At 63.0% G+C, this 17,617-nt stretch carries 16 protein-coding genes and 1 pseudogene; 6 read left to right on the top strand and 11 right to left on the bottom strand.

Annotation, left to right across the window (positions count from 1 at the left end):
• Positions 1-2: 2 nt before the first annotated feature.
• Positions 3-740: an ABC transporter substrate-binding protein gene (locus D886_RS0102915; RefSeq protein ID WP_027592470.1), complete on the bottom strand. Its 738-nt coding sequence runs from the start codon at positions 738-740 to the stop codon at positions 3-5.
• A gap of 220 nt (positions 741-960) precedes the next feature.
• Between D886_RS0102915 and D886_RS0102910 the strand changes: the two genes are divergently transcribed.
• Complete coding sequence (locus D886_RS0102910; protein WP_027592469.1) at positions 961-1,413, top strand: GNAT family N-acetyltransferase; 453 nt, start codon at positions 961-963, stop codon at positions 1,411-1,413.
• A 29-nt stretch (positions 1,414-1,442) separates the two neighbouring features.
• On the opposite strand, the gene D886_RS0102905 is transcribed toward D886_RS0102910, so the two are convergent.
• The 9 genes from D886_RS0102905 to tkt form a co-directional block, all read right to left on the bottom strand.
• Positions 1,443-1,739 (bottom strand): helix-turn-helix domain-containing protein, encoded by a 297-nt coding sequence (locus D886_RS0102905; protein WP_003249396.1) that lies wholly within the window; start codon positions 1,737-1,739, stop codon positions 1,443-1,445.
• Between the two features lie 12 nt (positions 1,740-1,751).
• Positions 1,752-2,252, bottom strand: a complete 501-nt coding sequence (locus D886_RS0102900) for a M48 family metallopeptidase (protein ID WP_027592468.1) — start codon at positions 2,250-2,252, stop codon at positions 1,752-1,754.
• A gap of 39 nt (positions 2,253-2,291) precedes the next feature.
• Positions 2,292-4,421, bottom strand: a complete 2,130-nt coding sequence (locus D886_RS0102895) for a bifunctional diguanylate cyclase/phosphodiesterase (protein WP_027592467.1) — start codon at positions 4,419-4,421, stop codon at positions 2,292-2,294.
• A gap of 209 nt (positions 4,422-4,630) precedes the next feature.
• The gene (fba, locus tag D886_RS0102890; RefSeq protein WP_008093958.1) at positions 4,631-5,695 is read right to left on the bottom strand and encodes a class II fructose-bisphosphate aldolase; all 1,065 of its coding nucleotides are present in this window, start codon (positions 5,693-5,695) and stop codon (positions 4,631-4,633) included.
• Positions 5,696-5,795: 100 nt separating this feature from the next.
• Positions 5,796-6,125, bottom strand: a complete 330-nt coding sequence (locus D886_RS0102885; protein WP_027592466.1) for an MliC family protein — start codon at positions 6,123-6,125, stop codon at positions 5,796-5,798.
• Positions 6,126-6,303: 178 nt separating this feature from the next.
• Positions 6,304-6,555 (bottom strand): hypothetical protein, encoded by a 252-nt coding sequence (locus D886_RS0102880; RefSeq protein ID WP_027592465.1) that lies wholly within the window; start codon positions 6,553-6,555, stop codon positions 6,304-6,306.
• On the bottom strand, positions 6,555-7,718 hold the full coding sequence (locus D886_RS0102875) for a phosphoglycerate kinase (protein WP_027592464.1): 1,164 nt from the start codon (positions 7,716-7,718) through the stop codon (positions 6,555-6,557). The genes D886_RS0102880 and D886_RS0102875 overlap by 1 nt, the downstream gene beginning before the upstream one ends.
• A 12-nt stretch (positions 7,719-7,730) precedes the next feature.
• Positions 7,731-8,792, bottom strand: coding sequence for an erythrose-4-phosphate dehydrogenase (epd, locus tag D886_RS0102870; protein WP_027592463.1), 1,062 nt, complete (start codon positions 8,790-8,792; stop codon positions 7,731-7,733).
• 150 nt (positions 8,793-8,942) lie between these two features.
• Positions 8,943-10,940, bottom strand: a complete 1,998-nt coding sequence (gene tkt / locus D886_RS0102865; protein WP_027592462.1) for a transketolase — start codon at positions 10,938-10,940, stop codon at positions 8,943-8,945.
• Positions 10,941-11,165: 225 nt separating this feature from the next.
• Here tkt and D886_RS0102860 point away from each other — a divergent pair, with 225 nt between their 5' ends.
• The 4 genes and pseudogenes from D886_RS0102860 to D886_RS0102845 all read left to right on the top strand — a co-directional run bounded on the left by D886_RS0102860 (position 11,166) and on the right by D886_RS0102845 (position 15,735).
• Positions 11,166-12,158, top strand: coding sequence for a metalloregulator ArsR/SmtB family transcription factor (locus D886_RS0102860; RefSeq protein WP_027592461.1), 993 nt, complete (start codon positions 11,166-11,168; stop codon positions 12,156-12,158).
• A gap of 19 nt (positions 12,159-12,177) precedes the next feature.
• Complete coding sequence (gene metK / locus D886_RS0102855) at positions 12,178-13,368, top strand: methionine adenosyltransferase (protein ID WP_027592460.1); 1,191 nt, start codon at positions 12,178-12,180, stop codon at positions 13,366-13,368.
• Positions 13,369-13,512: 144 nt separating this feature from the next.
• A pseudogene (gene ligB / locus D886_RS26705) lies at positions 13,513-15,211 on the top strand (NAD-dependent DNA ligase LigB).
• Positions 15,212-15,342: 131 nt separating this feature from the next.
• Positions 15,343-15,735, top strand: coding sequence for a DUF1090 domain-containing protein (locus D886_RS0102845; RefSeq protein ID WP_027592459.1), 393 nt, complete (start codon positions 15,343-15,345; stop codon positions 15,733-15,735).
• Positions 15,736-15,857: 122 nt separating this feature from the next.
• On the opposite strand, the gene D886_RS0102840 is transcribed toward D886_RS0102845, so the two are convergent.
• Positions 15,858-16,304: a cytochrome c gene (locus D886_RS0102840; RefSeq protein ID WP_027592458.1), complete on the bottom strand. Its 447-nt coding sequence runs from the start codon at positions 16,302-16,304 to the stop codon at positions 15,858-15,860.
• Positions 16,305-16,422: 118 nt separating this feature from the next.
• Here D886_RS0102840 and D886_RS0102835 point away from each other — a divergent pair, with 118 nt between their 5' ends.
• The gene (locus D886_RS0102835) at positions 16,423-17,574 is read left to right on the top strand and encodes a murein transglycosylase A (RefSeq protein ID WP_027592457.1); all 1,152 of its coding nucleotides are present in this window, start codon (positions 16,423-16,425) and stop codon (positions 17,572-17,574) included.
• Positions 17,575-17,617: the final 43 nt, after the last annotated feature.

Raw genomic sequence — 17,617 nt, 5'->3', positions numbered from 1 at the left:
GATCAAAAGCCATGCTGGCGTAACAAGCGCGCATAACTGCCATCAGCTTTCATCGCCGCAATCGCCTGCTCGAACCGTTCGACAATCTGCTGGTGTTGCGGGTGTTTCAGGCTGACCAGAATATGCAGGCTGTTCTGCGCCAGTGGCGGGTCGATCAGTTCCACACCCTCACGCACCGCCTGCGGTTCGCGCTGCAGGTTGTAACGGGCCACGTATTCATCTTCTACCGCCAGGTTCACCCGGCCTGCCGCCAACATGCGCACGGCTGACGAGAAGTTGCGCACAGGCACCTTGTGCAAGCGGGTGTCGCCGTCGAAATCGGGCGAGTAGGCATAGTCGCGCACCACGGCAATGCTGTAGGGGTACAAATCGGCAGCATGCTGATAGTCAAACGCCTCACCCTTGCGCTTGAGCAAGCGGATGCGGTTAGTCAGGTAGGCGTCGGAAAACTGGCCGATGCGCGCACGCGCGTCGTTGCGCCAGGCATTGATCAACACGTCGTAACGCCCTTCGCCGACGCCCATCAAGGCCCGTGCCCAGGGCACTTCTTCGAACGCACTGGTGTATCCGGCCCGGGCCAGCGCCGTGGTGACGATGCTGGTCGCCAAACCGCCGCCGGGCATGCTGGTGTCGGTAAACGGTGGCCAGTTGTCCGCCACAAGCCGCAGCTTGCCGTAACCCTGGGCGGGCGAGGCCAGCATCACTGCCAGCAACCCCAGAACACAAAGCAGTGGCCGCATGCTCAAGTCCTTTCGCAATGGAGGGCACACACTGTGTAGGCGGTCTGCACCACAACTGCCGCTGAGCGTACACAAAGCTGCGGCCGAAGGCAGCGGACAATAGTGTCATTTTGCCTCTATTTTGGCCGAAGGCTGCATGACACCGCCTGCAGCAATCAGCCACTCGTCGGTAGCCTTGGGATTTGCGATGATCGACGGATCATTCAAGGAGTTCCTGCCCATGTCCATTGACTGGCTTTGCAAGCACCACACTGATCTCGGCAAGGAGCAGCTCTATGCCATCCTGCAGTTGCGCACTGAAGTGTTCGTGGTCGAACAACGCTGCAGCTACCAGGAAGTCGATGGCCAGGACCTGACCGGCGACACCCTGCACCTGATGGCCTGGCAAGACGACAAGCTGGTGGCTTACCTGCGCCTGCTCGACCCGCAATCCCAAGGGGGCGATGTGGTCATCGGCCGCGTGGTCACGTCACCTGCGGCGCGCGGGCTCAAGCTGGGGCATGCGTTGCTGCTCAAAGGGCTGGAGGCGGCCGAGCATTGCTGGCCGGGTACGCCGGTGTACCTGTCGGCGCAGGCGCACCTGCAAGGGTTTTATGCCGGGCATGGGTTTAAGGCGGTGGGTGAGGAATACCTTGAGGATGACATTGCGCATATCGGTATGCGTAAAGGCTGAAAAAGCCAGGGGGCACTTTGCCCCCCGCATCACGGATACCCCAGCACTTCGCGGATCTGGCGCAAATGCCGAATGATCCACTGCTTGTCGATCGCGCCCCAGTCATGAATGCGGTAATGCCCGGCATGATTGCGCGCGCCTTCCTGCTGCTCGAACTCACAGACGATGTCCAGGTCGGCCAGGGCAGCGATGGTGTCCTGGGCCGTGCGGCGTGGCATGCCGGTGGCCTCCATCAGCGCCGGCACGCTGGTCGCGGTCTGGCTGTCGATCAGCCAAGCCACGTATAGGCGGCGGTAGAAGCTGCTCTTGGTCTTGCTCACTTCCATGCTGCGTGGTCCTTAACAGTTGCCCGGCAGCTCCCGATAGGTCAGGTAGACGCGCAGGTCGAATTCCAGTTGATGGTAGTCCGGCTCCATGTGCTGACAGAGCTGGTAAAACGCCTTGTTATGGTCGCGCTCACGCAGGTGCGCCAACTCGTGCACCACGATCATGCGCAAAAACTGCGGCGCGGCCTCCTTGAACAAAGCGGCGATGCGGATTTCCTTCTTCGCCTTGAGCTTGCCACCCTGCACCCGGGATACCGCCGTGTTCAGCCCCAACGCTCGGTGGGTCAGGTCCAGGCGGTTGTCGAACAGCACCTTGTCCAGGTTAGGCGCACTGCGCAGGTACTGCTGCCGCAACTCTTGGGCATAACCGTATAGCGCCTTGTCGCTCTGCACGTCATGGCGGTCCGGGTAACGGCGCTGCAGGTACTCGCCCAGGCGGTCGCTGTCGATCATCTGCCGCACCTGCTCTTGCAGGTGCGGCGGGTAGGCTTGCAGGTAACGTAATACGGTCATGGCAGTGCATTCGGCGTGACGAAGGGCGATTCTAGCCAATCATGGCCGAGGCCAGGAGAAAATCGCCGGGAAGCCGCTGGCATCCGCTGCGGTCATGGGGTGCGCCACCAGAAAACCCTGCACGTAGGCGCAACCGTTTGCCTTCAGCCACGCAGCCTGGGCCGGGGTTTCCACGCCCTCGGCGATCACTGTGATGCGGTAGTCGGCGCACAGGCCCACCACGCTGCGTACCAGCGCGGCGTCCACGGCTGAGTCCGGCAGGCGTGCCACCAGGTGGCGGTCCAACTTCAGGGTATCGATCGGTAAATCCCGCAGCATGCGCAACGAGCAGTCACCTGCGCCAAAATCATCCAGCGCCACCCGCACGCCCAGCTCACGCAGGCGGTGTATCTGCTTAACCGCCGCGTCGATGTTGTACATCAGCGACGTCTCCGCCACCTCGACTTCAAGCTGCGCGGGGTCCAGCTGGTAATCCAGGATCACCCGCTGCAGCTCCTCGACCATGCCCGGCATGACGAACTGGGCACGGCTCAGGCTGATACCCAGCACCAGGTCGCGAGGGAAACGATCGCACCAGGCCTGGCGCTGCGCTGCCCCCTGGCGGTAGATCCAGCTGGCCAGGCGGTTGATCAGCCGGGCCTCTTCCAGCAGGGGTATGAACAGCCCCGGCGGCACATCGCCAACGCTGGGGTGCTGCCAGCGCAACAACGCCTCGAAACCGCGCAAGTGGCCGTCGGCGAAGCCCACCTGGGGTTGATACACCAGGCTGAAGTCCTGCTGTTCGATCGCTGCCCGTACACCGTCTTCAAGCATCAGCCGCGAACGTGCGCGGCCATTGAGCTCGTGGTCATAGAAGCGGTATTGCTGGCGGCCAGCCTGCTTGGCCGCGTACATCGCCGCATCGGCTGCTCGCAGCAGGCCCTCAACGGTGGCACCGCAGTCGGGGTAGGTGGCGATACCAATGCTGACCCCAAGGCACACATCCAGCCCTTCCACCTGCTGGCTGATGGCGATGCGCTCGAGCAAGCGCTCGGCGTAACGCCCGGCCTGCTCGGGGTAAGGCAAGCTGTCGAACAACGCCGTGAACTCATCACCGCCCATCCGTGCCAGCAGCGCCTCGCTGCCCAGGCAGTCCTTGATCTGCTCGGCAACCCAGCGCAGCACGCGATCACCCGCTTCATGGCCCAACGAGTCGTTGATCCGCTTGAAGCCATCCAGGTCCATGTACATCAGCGCCTGCGCCTTGTCCGAGCGCTCGTTGCGCAGCAGCACGCCCTCGGCGGCCTGGTAGAAGCCACGGCGGTTGAGCAGGCCGGTCAGCGGGTCGGTCACCGCCTGGTACTCGAGCTGTTGGTGCAGGTTGCGCACCACCGACATGTCCAGCACTGTCACCACCATCGCCTGCTGATCGGCCGGCAAGGGTGCACACGACAGCGCGACCGGTACCAGTTCGCCCCCCAGGGTGCGTAACTGGGCATCGTGCACGCGGAAAATCCGCCGCCCCAAGTAGGCCTGGTAGAAGTCCGACTCGTTCCACAGGTTGGCGTTGCCCATTTGCACCAGGTCAAGCAACTGGGCGCCCTGCAACTGCTCCACTGGCGCTGCCAGCAAGCGTGAAATGGCTGGGTTGGCGAAACTGATGGTGCCGGCGGCATTCACCACCAGAATCCCTTCGGCGGCGTTTTCCAGAATCGAAGCGTTGAACGCCCTGGCTGTTTCCAGCTCGCGGGTCAGTTGCTGCAACATGCGCCGGTTGCGTTGCTGATCGAGCAGGGCCTGGACCTTGGGCTTGAGAATCTGCGGGTCGAACGGCTTGAACATGTAGTCCACCGCGCCACTGGCGTAGCCCTTCAGCACAGCGGCATCGGACTGTTCGTTAGCGGTAAGGAAGATGATCGGGGTCAGCCGCGTGCGCTGGCTGCCGCGCATCAGCCGGGCGACTTCGAAGCCGTCCATTTCTGGCATCTGTACGTCCAGCAAGACCAGGTCGACGTCGTGTTCGAGCAAGGCACTCAGGGCTTCCACCCCCGAACTTGCGGTCAATACTTGCCAATCCTGCCGGGCCAGCAAGGCCCGCATACTGATGAGGTTCTCGGGGTAATCATCTACCACTAGAAGAACCGAGCTGCCACCATCCCGTGGCTGTGGTTGAAGGTGAGCGCCATCCATGCTGCTTCTCTATTGTGTGACCGACTTCAAATCACGATTGGATCCGATATGTACTCTAGACCCGGGCCTGTAACTCGCAATGCAATCAGAACGCTATCAGTGCATAAACTGTACGGTAGCCGACTAACGGTTGCTCTGCCGTGAATACGGGTTATCGCAGGCATAAAAAAACCCGCATCTCTGCGGGTTTTTTCAGTACTACCAGCGAATCAATTGACCTTGGCGGCCAATTCACCTTTCAGGTAACGCTGGAACATGCCTTCCAGGGAGATCGGCTTGATCTTGGAGGCATTGCCGGCGGTGCCGAAGGCTTCGTAACGGGCGATGCACACGTCACGCATGGCCTTGACGGTTTCACCGAAGAACTTGCGCGGGTCGAACTCGCTTGGGTTCTGGGCCATCAGGCGACGCATGGCACCGGTAGAGGCCAGGCGCAGGTCGGTGTCGATGTTGACCTTGCGCACGCCGTGCTTGATGCCTTCGACGATTTCTTCAACCGGTACGCCGTAGGTTTCTTTGATGTCGCCGCCGTACTGGTTGATGATCGCCAGCCACTCTTGCGGTACCGAAGAGGAACCGTGCATCACCAGGTGGGTGTTAGGGATGCGCTTGTGGATTTCCTTGATGCGGTCGATCGCCAGCACGTCACCGGTCGGTGGCTTGGTGAACTTGTAGGCGCCGTGGCTGGTGCCGATGGCGATGGCCAGGGCGTCGACCTGGGTCTTCTTGACGAAGTCGGCGGCTTCTTCCGGGTCGGTCAGCATTTGGCTGTGATCCAGCACGCCTTCAGCACCGATACCGTCTTCTTCACCGGCCATGCCGGTTTCCAGCGAACCCAGGCAGCCCAGCTCGCCTTCTACCGAAACGCCGCAGGCGTGCGCCATGGCAACGGTCTGCTGAGTAACGCGGACGTTGTACTCGTAGTCGGTTGGGGTTTTGCCGTCTTCACCCAGCGAGCCGTCCATCATGACCGAGCTGAAGCCCAGCTGGATCGAGCGCTGGCACACGTCAGGGCTGGTGCCGTGGTCCTGGTGCATGCACACCGGGATGTGCGGGAACTCTTCGATCGCGGCCAGGATCAGGTGGCGCAGGAAGGGCGCACCGGCGTATTTGCGGGCACCCGCCGAAGCCTGCACGATGACCGGAGAGTCGGTCTTGTCGGCGGCTTCCATGATTGCGCGCATTTGCTCGAGGTTGTTGACGTTGAAAGCTGGAACGCCGTAACCGAACTCGGCGGCGTGGTCCAGCATCTGGCGCATGCTAATGAGTGCCATTGTGTATCTCTCTCCCGACAAGCGTCGTTTGTTTCGTGCAAGCCTGCCGCAGGGGCGGTTGCTGTTCAAGTAGTGTGGGCCACCTGGGCGGCCCGGCCAGTCACGGTGCCTTGCAGCCCCGCCCTATCAGATCGTTGGTTGCCACCCAGTACACCAGGCCTTCTTCGCCTTTGGTGTGGAAGGCCAGCACGCCATCGCTGTACATCGCGCCCGACGCGCTCGGCTCGGATTTGAGCCGGTAGACCTGGTCGCCGCCGCCAAGGCGTACGTCGACCGAATCTTGTTGTGCATCCGCGAAGCGCCACAGCACTTCGGTCTGGGTGTCACAGACCCAACGGGTCCAGTTGTCTGCCGGGGCGGGTTGCGCCGGCTGCAGCAGTGAGCATCCTGCCAGTGTCGCCAGGGCCGCGATGGCCATAAGCGCTTTCATCTCATTACTCCGCTAAGGGCTGCTTTGCAGCCCATCGCCGGCAAGCCGGCTCCCACAGGTACCGCACCACCCTAAGGGCATGTGCAAGGCCTGTGGGAGCTGGCTTGCCGGCGATGGGACGCACAGCGGCCCCAGTGTTGAAGACCTTCAAACCCAGCTTAGGTGCCCGAGAACCCGATCAAGGGCAACCAGGCGCCTTGTGCTGGTGGTCTTCGTCATACTTTTCCAGGCCATCCGGACCCAGGCGCTTGTTGATGACCGGTACGGTCTCAGCTTGCCACTCGGACTGGTAGCAGCCGCCCTTGGGCAACCGCGACGCGGCTTCATCCGAAGACGGGCTGCTGGAGCACGCGCTCAGCATCCCGGCCAGAATCATCACAGGCAATTGCTTGACCATCAGGTCGCTCCCTTTGCCAAGCGCCAACGTCATCAGGCCTTGGCCCGCTCTTCCAGAATTGCCACAGCCGGCAGGACCTTGCCCTCGACGAACTCGAGGAACGCGCCACCACCGGTAGAAATGTAGGAGATATCGGCGCCAACGCCATATTTGTCGATCGCCGCCAGGGTGTCACCACCGCCCGCGATGGAGAACGCGGCGCTTTCTGCGATGGCCTTGGCCAGCACTTTGGTGCCGTTGCCGAACTGGTCGAACTCGAACACGCCAACCGGGCCGTTCCACAGGATGGTCTGCGACGACTTCAGCAGCTCGGCGAAGTTGGCAGCGGTCTGCGGGCCGATGTCCAGGATCATGTCGTCAGCGGCAACGTCGGCAATGGCCTTGACGGTCGCTTCGGCGCTTTCGGCGAATTCCTTGGCAACCACCACGTCGACCGGCAGCGGTACGTTGACCTTGGCAGCGATGGCCTTGGCGGTGTCGACCAGGTCAGGCTCGTACAGCGACTTGCCGACGGGGTGGCCAGCAGCCGCCAGGAAGGTGTTGGCGATGCCACCACCTACGATCAGCAGGTCGCAAACGGTGCTCAGGCTGTTCAGCACGTCGAGTTTGGTCGACACCTTGGACCCAGCGACGATGGCCGCCATTGGCTTGGCCGGGGCTTTCAGCGCCTTGCCCAGGGCATCCAGCTCGGCGGCCAGCAGTGGGCCGGCAGCGGCGACTTTGGCAAACTTGGCCACGCCATGGGTCGAACCTTCGGCGCGGTGGGCAGTGCCGAACGCGTCCATCACGAACACGTCGCACAGGGCCGCGTATTTCTGCGCCAGCTCGTCGGCGTTCTTTTTCTCGCCCTTGTTGAAGCGCACGTTCTCGAACAGCACCAGGTCACCGGCCTTGACCTCGACACCTTCCAGGTAGTCGGCGATCAGCGGCACGTCACGGCCCAGGGCCTTGCTCAAGTAGTCGGCGACCGGCTTGAGGCTGTTCTCGGCAGAGAATTCACCTTCGGTCGGGCGGCCCAGGTGCGAGCAGACCATTACCGCTGCGCCCTTTTCCAGGGCCAGCTTGATGGTCGGCAGCGCTGCCAGGATACGCGCGTCGCTGGCTACCACACCGTCCTTCACAGGCACGTTGAGGTCTTCGCGGATCAGTACGCGTTTACCTTGCAGGTCGAGGTCGGTCATCTTCAACACGGTCATGAATGCAGTCCTTCAGGGCTGTTTGTTGCGGGTTGGTTGAACGACGTGCAGATAGTGTTCGGCAACGTCGAGCATACGGTTGGCGAACCCCCATTCGTTGTCGAACCAAGCCAGCAGGTTTACCAGGCGGGGGCCGGAAACACGGGTCTGGCTGGCATCGACGATCGCCGAATGCGGGTCGTGGTTGAAATCACAGCTGGCGTGGGGCAGCTCGGTATAGGCCAGCAATCCTTTGAGCGGGCCCTCCAGCGCTGCCTCGCGCAGCACCCGGTTGACCTCGGCGGCGCTGGTGTCGCGGGCGGTCTGCAGCGTGATGTCCAGGCATGAGACGTTGACGGTCGGCACGCGTACCGCTTTGGCCTGAATTCGCCCGGCAAGTTCCGGCAGCAGCCGCTCGATGCCGCGCGCAAGGCCCGTGGACACCGGGATCACCGACTGGAACGCAGAGCGCGTACGGCGCAGGTCTTCGTGGTGGTAAGCGTCGATCACCGGCTGGTCGTTCATCGCCGAGTGGATGGTGGTGATCTGCACGTATTCGATGCCGAACGCCTGGTCCAGCACGCGCAACAGCGGCACGCCGCAGTTGGTGGTGCAGGACGCGTTGGACACCAGGCGCTCGCTGCCCGTCAGGCATGCCTGGTTGATGCCGTACACCACCGTGGCGTCCACGTCCGCCTCGCTGGCCATGGGCTGCGAGAACAGCACCCGTGGCGCGCCGGCATCGAGAAAACGCTGGCCATCGGCGCGGGTGTTGTAGGCGCCGGAGCACTCCAGCACCAGGTCGATGTCCAGGGCGGCCCAGTCGATGCCTTCCGGGGTGGCGCTGCGCATCACCTTCACGCAGTCGCCGTTAATATGCAGACAGTCGCCGTCGACCCTCACTTCACCGGGGAAACGCCCGTGGGTGGAGTCGAAGCGTGTCAGGTACTCGAGGCTGGCCTGATCGGCCAGGTCGTTCAGCGCAACAATCTCGAAACCGGCCTTCGCCCCCCGCTCGAACAACGCGCGCAGGACACAGCGGCCGATGCGGCCATAACCGTTGAGTGCAACTTTGTAGGGACGCGGGTGGGGCATAGGTGGCTCTTGAAATCCGTCGGTTGAAAGGGGCCGCCATACGGCCCATTCGCGGCACAAGGCCGCTCCCACAGGGTACTGGCGTATGCAGATCCTGTGGGAGCGGCCTTGTGCCGCGAACAAGGGCCAAAGGCCCTCGCTTTGCCTGTATCAGTCTTCCAGCAGCTCTTCGGCGGTGCCCAGGATGTTCTCCAGGGTGAAGCCGAATTCTTCGAACAGTGCAGAGGCCGGGGCCGACTCACCGTAGGTGGTCATGCCGATGATACGGCCTTCCAGGCCGACGTACTTGTACCAGAAGTCGGCGTGGGCAGCTTCGATGGCGATGCGCGCCCCCACTTCCAGTGGCAGTACAGACTGCTTGTAGCCAGCGTCCTGGGCGTCGAACACGCTGGTGCACGGCATGGAAACCACGCGGACCTTGCGGCCTTGCTCGCTCAGCTTGTCGAAGGCCTGAACCGCCAGGCCCACTTCGGAACCGGTGGCGATCAGGATCAGCTCTGGCTCGCCAGCGCAGTCCTTGAGGATGTAGCCACCGCGGCTGATGTCAGCGATCTGCTGGGCGTTACGGTCCTGATGCTGCAGGTTCTGACGCGAGAAGATCAGCGCCGATGGGCCGTCTTTGCGCTCCAGGGCGTTTTTCCAGGACACGGCCGATTCGACCGCGTCAGCTGGGCGCCAGGTGTCCAGGTTCGGCGTGCTGCGCAGGCTGGTCAGCTGCTCGATCGGCTGGTGAGTCGGGCCGTCTTCGCCCAGGCCGATGGAGTCGTGGGTGTAGACGTGGATCACGCGCTGCTTCATCAGGGCCGACATCCGCACTGCGTTGCGGGCGTATTCCATGAACATCAGGAAGGTCGCGCCGTAAGGCACCAGGCCGCCGTGCAGGGCAACGCCGTTCATGATCGCGGTCATGCCGAACTCGCGCACGCCGTAGTACACGTAGTTGCCGCTAGCGTCATGGGCGTCGACGCCTTTGCAACCTTTCCACAGGGTCAGGTTGGAACCGGCCAGGTCAGCCGAACCGCCGAGGAACTCGGGCAGCAGCGGGCCGAAGGCGTTCAGGGCATTCTGGCTGGCCTTGCGGCTGGCAATGGTCTCGCCTTTGGCAGCGACTTCGTTGATGTAGGCCTGGGCCTTCTCGGAGAAGTCAGCCGGCAGCTCGCCGCTGTCACGGCGCTTGAACTCGGTAGCCAGCTCTGGGTACGCCTTGGCGTAGGCGTCGAAGCGCTGGTTCCACTCGGCTTCAGCCTTGGCACCGGCGGCCTTGGCGTCCCACTCGGCATAGATGTCGGCCGGGATTTCGAACGGGTCGTGGTTCCAGTTCAGCGCTTTACGGGCCAGGGCGATTTCGTCGTTGCCCAGCGGTGCGCCGTGGCAGTCTTCCTTGCCCTGCTTGTTCGGCGAACCGAAGCCGATGATGGTCTTGCAGCAGATCAGGGTCGGCTGCTCGCTTTTGCGTGCAGTCTCGATCGCGGTCTTGATCTCGTCGGCGTCATGGCCGTCGACGTTGCGGATCACCTGCCAGTTGTAAGCTTCGAAACGCTTCGGCGTGTCATCGGTGAACCAGCCTTCGACTTCGCCGTCGATGGAGATGCCGTTGTCGTCATAGAAGGCAATCAGCTTGCCCAGGCCCAGGGTGCCGGCCAAAGCGGCGACTTCGTGGGAGATACCTTCCATCATGCAGCCGTCGCCGAGGAACACGTAGGTGTTGTGGTCGACGATGTTGTGGCCGTCACGGTTGAACTGTGCGCCCAGGACTTTTTCCGCCAGGGCGAAGCCCACGGCGTTGGCCAGGCCTTGGCCCAGTGGGCCGGTGGTGGTCTCTACGCCTGGGGTGTAGCCGTATTCCGGGTGGCCCGGGGTACGGCTGTGCAGCTGGCGGAAGGCCTTGAGGTCGTCGATCGACAGGTCGTAGCCGGTCAGGTGCAGCAGCGAGTAGATCAGCATCGAGCCGTGGCCGTTGGACAGCACGAAGCGGTCACGGTCGGCGAAGCTTGGGTTGCTCGGGTTGTGCTTCAGGTAGTCACGCCAAAGCACTTCGGCGATATCCGCCATGCCCATAGGGGCACCTGGGTGGCCGCTGTTAGCCTTTTGCACGGCATCCATGCTGAGGGCACGAATGGCGTTGGCACGTTCACGACGGCTGGGCATCGCTGATCTCCTGGGGCTGAAAGGTTGTGATACGAAAAAAGGCGGCCATTTTCGCCCACTGGGGGGCTGGGGGCAAACATTTAAGCGTCAAGCGGCACGCTTTAAGCGGCAAGGTGCATGCGAGCATGGGCTGGGGCCGCTCTATCCTTGCAGCTCATCGCCAATATCAAAACTTTTTGATATTGGCCTTGCGGGTGCCACGATGCCTGTCTAGACTGCCGCCCCATGAACCTCCGTGCGCAATCGATCCCTCAGCGAAGCGACACCCTGGCCGCCCTGTGCAAAGCCAGCGGCGATGCGCTGCGCCTGAATGTTTTGCGCGCGCTGGCCAGCGATTCGTTTGGCGTGCTCGAACTGGCGCAAATCTTCGACATCGGCCAGTCCGGCATGAGCCATCACCTGAAGGTGCTGGCCCAGGCCGAGCTGGTGGCTACCCGGCGCGAGGGCAACGCGATTTTCTACCGCCGCGCCCTGCCCGACAGCCTACGCCTGGGCGGGCGTCTGCACACGGCGTTGCTCGAAGAAGTCGACGACCTGACCTTGCCACCTGCGGTGCAGGCGCGCATCGCCCAGGTACAGCAACGCCGCGCAGCCACCAGCCAGGACTTTTTCCTGCGCGTGGAAGAAAAATTCCGCGCCCAGCAAGACCTGATCGCCGGCCTGCCGCAGTACCGCGAAAGCCTGCTGGCGCTGCTCGACAAGCTGAACTTCGCGCCCACCGCCAGCGCGCTGGAAGTAGGCCCCGGCGACGGCGGCTTTCTGCCGGACCTGGCACGGCGCTTCGCCACGGTGACCGCCCTGGACAACAGCCCGACCATGCTCGAGCTGGCCCGCCAGGTCTGCCAGCGTGAGCGCCTGGACAACGTGAACCTGCAGTTGGCCGATGCACTGAATGCAACGGATGTGGCAGCCGACTGCGTTGTGCTGAACATGGTGCTGCACCATTTCAGCGACCCGGCCCTGGCCCTGCGCCAGCTGGCCAAACGGGTGAAAGCGGGCGGCAGCCTGCTGGTCACCGAACTGTGCAGCCATGACCAGGGGTGGGCGCGCGATGCCTGCGGCGACCTCTGGCTGGGCTTCGAACAGGACGACCTGGCCCGTTGGGCCAATAGTGCCGGGCTGGTCCCCGGGGACAGCCTCTATGTGGGCTTGCGCAACGGTTTCCAGATACAGGTCCGCCATTTTCAGCGGGCGACTGGCGACATACACCATCGGTAAATTTTAGGAACCCTTCGAGATGAGCGAATACTCCCTTTTCACCTCCGAGTCCGTGTCCGAAGGGCATCCGGACAAGATCGCCGACCAGATTTCGGACGCTGTCCTTGATGCCATCATCGCTCAGGACAAATACGCCCGCGTGGCCTGCGAAACCTTGGTCAAGACCGGTGTCGCCATCATCGCTGGCGAAGTGTCCACGTCCGCCTGGGTCGACCTCGAAGAACTGGTACGTAAAGTCATCATCGACATCGGCTACAACAGCTCCGACGTCGGCTTCGACGGCGCCACCTGCGCGGTGATGAACATCATCGGCAAGCAGTCCGTGGACATCGCCCAGGGCGTCGACCGCTCCAAGCCGGAAGACCAGGGCGCTGGCGACCAGGGCCTGATGTTCGGCTACGCCAGCAACGAAACCGACGTGCTGATGCCAGCACCGATCTGCTTCTCGCACCGTCTGGTCGAGCGCCAGGCCGAAGCGCGCAAGTCGCGCCTGCTGCCGTGGCTGCGCCCGGACGCCAAGTCGCAGGTCACCTGCCGTTACGAAAATGGCAAGGTAGTCGGCATCGACGCGGTGGTCCTGTCGACCCAGCACAACCCTGAGGTCTCGCAAAAAGACCTGCAGGAAGCGGTGATGGAGCTGATCGTCAAGCACACCCTGCCGGCCGAACTGCTGCACAAAGATACCCAGTACCACATCAACCCGACCGGCAACTTCATCATCGGTGGCCCGGTGGGTGACTGTGGCCTGACCGGCCGCAAGATCATCGTCGACTCCTACGGCGGCATGGCCCGCCACGGTGGTGGCGCGTTCTCCGGCAAGGACCCGTCCAAGGTCGACCGTTCCGCCGCCTACGCCGGTCGCTACGTGGCCAAGAACATCGTCGCTGCCGGCCTGGCCGAGCGTTGCGAGATCCAGGTCTCCTACGCCATTGGCGTAGCTCAGCCAACCTCCATCTCGATCAACACCTTCGGTACCGGCAAGGTCTCCGACGACAAGATCGTCCAACTGGTGCGCGAGTGCTTCGACCTGCGTCCGTACGCGATCACCAAGATGCTCGACCTGCTCCACCCGATGTACCAGGAAACCGCGGCCTACGGCCACTTCGGCCGCACCCCGCAGCAGAAGACAGTCGGCGACGACACCTTCACCACCTTCACCTGGGAACGCACCGACCGCGCCCAGTCGCTGCGTGACGCTGCCGGCCTGTAAGTTTCCTACAGCGCTGGACGAAAGCCCCTGCCGAGCAATCGGCAGGGGCTTTTTTGTGACATATCGGCTGACAACTGTTCACGGCAATCGGCACCTAGCCTGCCTAGGCTGAGGGTTCCCACCCGCCATGCAAGGATGCTGGCCATGCCGTTCATGCTGTTGTTCGCACTGCTGCTATCGCTATATACCTCGCTGGCGCACGCCAGCCCCTGCCCCGACTGGGACGCCAAACAAGCCCACGCCGAGGTCACCCACCTTCGCAGCACGATTGCCCAATGGGACGACGGCTACCATCGCCTGGGCATCACCCAGGTAGCAGATGAACTGTATGACCAGAGCCGGCAACGCCTGGAACACTGGCAGCAATGCTTCGGCCTGCAGGCGCAACCCGCGCCACTGGCCACGGCGCGCGGCCCGATTACCCACCCCGTCCCGCATACAGGCGTCGACAAGCTGGGCGACGAGCAGGCCGTCGGCCGCTGGATGGCCGGCAAGGCTGGCCTGTGGGTGCAGCCGAAGGTCGATGGGGTGGCGGTATCCTTGCTCTACCGACAGGGGCAACTCGTACAGTTGCTGAGCCGGGGTGACGGGGCCCAAGGGCACGACTGGAGCCGCCACATCCCGCACCTCGATGCCATTACCCGGCAACTGCCCCAGGCCCTTGACCTGGTGTTGCAGGGTGAGCTGTATCTGCGCCTGGACCAGCATGTGCAAGCCCAGGCGGGCAGCGCCAAGGCACGGGGTTCCGTGGCAGGGCTGCTCGCCCGCAAGCAGCTCAGCGCTGAACAAGGCGCCAGCATCGGCCTGTTCGTCTGGGATTGGCCACAGGGCCCCAGCAGCCAGGCCGAGCGCCTGTCGCAGCTGGCCCAACTGGGCTTCCCCGACAGCCAGCGCTACAGCATTGCCATCGACTCCATCGCCGATGCCGCACACTGGCGCCAGCACTGGTACCGCTCACCCCTGCCCTTCGCCACCGATGGCGTCATCCTGCGCCAGAGCAGTCGGCCACCCGCCGAGCGTTGGCAGGCCAAGCCGCCCTACTGGCTGGCAGCTTGGAAATACCCCTACACCCAAGCCTTGGCCCAGGTGCGAGAGGTACGCTTCCGAGTCGGTCGCACAGGCAGGGTCACGCCGGTGCTGCGCCTGCACCCGGTCAAGCTGGACGACCGGCTGATCACACAGGTCAGCCTGGGCTCACTGGCACGCTGGCAGCGCCTCGACATTGCGCCGGGTGATCAGGTAGCAATCAGCCTGGCCGGCCTGACCATTCCGCGTTTCGAGCACGTGGTGCACCGCGCGGCCCTACGCCAGCCGGTTGCAGCGCCGCAACCGGGGCGCTACCACCCCCATAGCTGCTGGCACGCAGACGACGGTTGCGACGAGCAGTTCATTGCGCGGCTTACATGGCTAAGTGGCAAGCAGGGGCTGGCAATGCCGCGCACCGGGCCAGGTACGTGGCAACGCCTGGTCGGGGCTGGGTTGGTCACTTCGATGACGGATTGGCTGCAACTCGATGCTCAGCGCCTGGGCCAGGTACCGGGCATCAGCGACGCCACCGCCAAGCAGCTGCTGCACGCCTTCGAAGGCGCCCGATCACAGCCCTTCTCCCGCTGGCTGCGCGCGCTTGGCGCACCCGTGCCGGGTGGCATGCAGCTCGACGGTGACTGGGCGCAGCTGTCCTCGCGCACGGCCAATGATTGGCACGCCATGCCGGGTATCGGCACAGTGCGCGCGTCAGCTTGAAGCGTTTTTTACGGCCAACGAAACTCAAGCCATTGCGGCGCAGTTAAACGAGGCCGGCGTAAACGCGTTCCAAATCAGCAACAAACCGCTCGCGCAATGATTTTTTACCAAATCCCACGCAGGGAAAGCCTGAGTTTCGGCCATAAAAAACCAACAAGGGTTTCTAAATAGGAAAAACCAAGGCAGGATTTCCCCCAACTTTTCTGCCCCGCCCCGTTCAGGAGGCTTTTCATGAAACGTATTTCGACTCTTTTCTTGCTCGCAACACTGGGCCTGGCTGCTGGCGCCGTGCAGGCTGCCGAGCCGGATGCCGGCCTGACTGGCTGCGCGGCCAAACGCAGCGCCATCGAGAACCAACTGAAGATTGCCCGCGAACACGGCAACAGTGACCAGGTTGCGGGGCTCGAGCAGGCACTGGAAGGTGCAAAAAACTGTACAGAAACCAGCCTGCGCAAAGAGCGTGAACAAAAGGTGCTCGATGCGCGCCATGAGGTCGCGCAACGCGAAAAAGACCTGAAGAAGGCCGAAAAGAAAGGCGATGCTGAAAAGATAAACAAGCGTAAAGACAAACTCGCCGAGTCGCGCAAAGAACTGCAGGAAGCGGTCGACGAACTCGACCGCTGAGGTGCAGCGTCCGTGAGCGCCTTATCGCCGGCAAGCCGGCTCCCACGGGTACTCCACTGCTCTCAAGGGCTGTGTATTTCCTGTGGGAGCTGGCTTGCCGGCGATAAGGCCCTTACAGGCGATCAATGATTGCGGAATTCAGTATGGCAAGCCTTGCACGCAGCCTCGACCCTGTCCATCGGTCCCTTCAACTGCGCCGCCTCCAGCGGCTGGCCCCGGGTAGCATCGACCAATTCACCGGTCACGCCCTCCAGTTGCCGGGCAAGGTCATGGAACCGCGCCTGACGCTCCCACACCTCCGCTCGCGCGCTGCTGTCCCCACCATCGCGCGCTTGGGGGAAGTGCTGCCACGGCTGGTGCGACAGGCTGTCGAGCTTCACGGCCCCGTCGGAGAACTTCACCCCGTCGAACGGCAAACGGCCGCGCAGCATGCCACCCAGGTCCTCGCTGGTCTTGAGCATGTCCTTGAAGATCGCCTTGCGCTGGCCCAGCGGCGAGTTCGGGTCCACACGGTCACAGGCACTCAGGGCAAGGGCTGCGAGCAGAACAACGGTCAATCGCTTGAACATCACGGTCACTACGGCCTACGAAAATGGGCGGCCAGTATCGCTGGCCAAGGGCCAAAGACCAATAGCCACATAAAACACAAGGGCGAATCTTCATGTTCGCCCTGACAGGAATCCCCCTATGAAATTCGCCCTGCGCCACCTGGCCTGGACACTCCCGGCGCTGGCTTTGCTGGCCGGCTGCAACGGCGGCGAGAACGCCAAACCTGAGCCCCATGCCATTGCCACCTATGCCAGTGCCACCTGGCAGGACCTGCCCAGCGTCAGCGACACCGACCTGGTGGCCGGCTTCCACGCGTGGCGCAATGGCTGTGAAAAACTCAAGCGCGACGCCGTCTGGGCCACCACCTGCGAGGCCGCAGCCAGCGTGCCGGACGATGCCCTGCAAATACGCGCCTTCCTGCAGCAAAACCTGCAGGTCTATGGCCTGCGCTCGGCCGAGAACAACGCCAACGGCCTGATCACCGGCTACTACGAGCCGGTCTACCCCGGCAGCCTGAAACCGACCGAAACCAACCACGTAGCGGTGTACGGCGTGCCCGACGACATGATCGTGGTCGACCTCGCCAGCGTGTACCCAGAGCTCAAAGGTAAGCGCCTGCGCGGGCGACTCGATGGCCGGGTGCTCAAGCCTTACGACACAGCCGAAGTCATCAACCGTGAGGGCGTAAAAGCCCCGGTGCTGGCCTGGCTGACCGACCCGATGGACTTGCAGTTCCTGCAGATACAGGGTTCGGGCCGGGTACAACTGGAAGATGGCCGCCAGCTGCGCCTGGGCTACGCCGACCAAAATGGCCACCCCTACCGGCCGATCGGGCGTTGGCTGGTGGAACAGGGCCAGCTGAAGAAGGAAGACGTGAGCATGGGCAGCATTCATGCCTGGGCCCAGGCCAACCCGCAGCGAGTACCAGAGCTACTGGCCAGCAACCCCAGCTACGTGTTTTTCAGCACCCGCCCCGACAGTAACGAAGGCCCGCGTGGCTCGCTCAACGTGCCACTGACGGCCGGCTACAGCGTGGCGATCGACCGCAAGGTGATTCCGTTGGGCAGCCTGCTCTGGTTATCCACTACGCGCCCGGATGGTACCCCGGTGGTGCGGCCGGTAGGCGCTCAGGATACCGGGGGGGCCATTGCCGGTGAGGTACGTGCAGACCTGTTCTGGGGGACTGGGCCAGAAGCAGGTGAGCTGGCCGGGAACATGAAGCAGCAAGGGCAGATCTGGATGCTGTGGCCTAAGGGCAAACCGCTGCCTGAAGTACCGAAAGTCCTTTGATTCTGCGCTGACTTCTTCGCGGGTAAACCCGCTCCCACAGGGC

It is taken from the genome of Pseudomonas sp. LAIL14HWK12:I7 (assembly GCF_000483465.1).
GTDB lineage: Bacteria > Pseudomonadota > Gammaproteobacteria > Pseudomonadales > Pseudomonadaceae > Aquipseudomonas > Aquipseudomonas kermanshahensis.
Note: the sequence above shows the minus strand (reverse complement) of the source record. Positions and strands in the feature narration are given on the sequence as shown.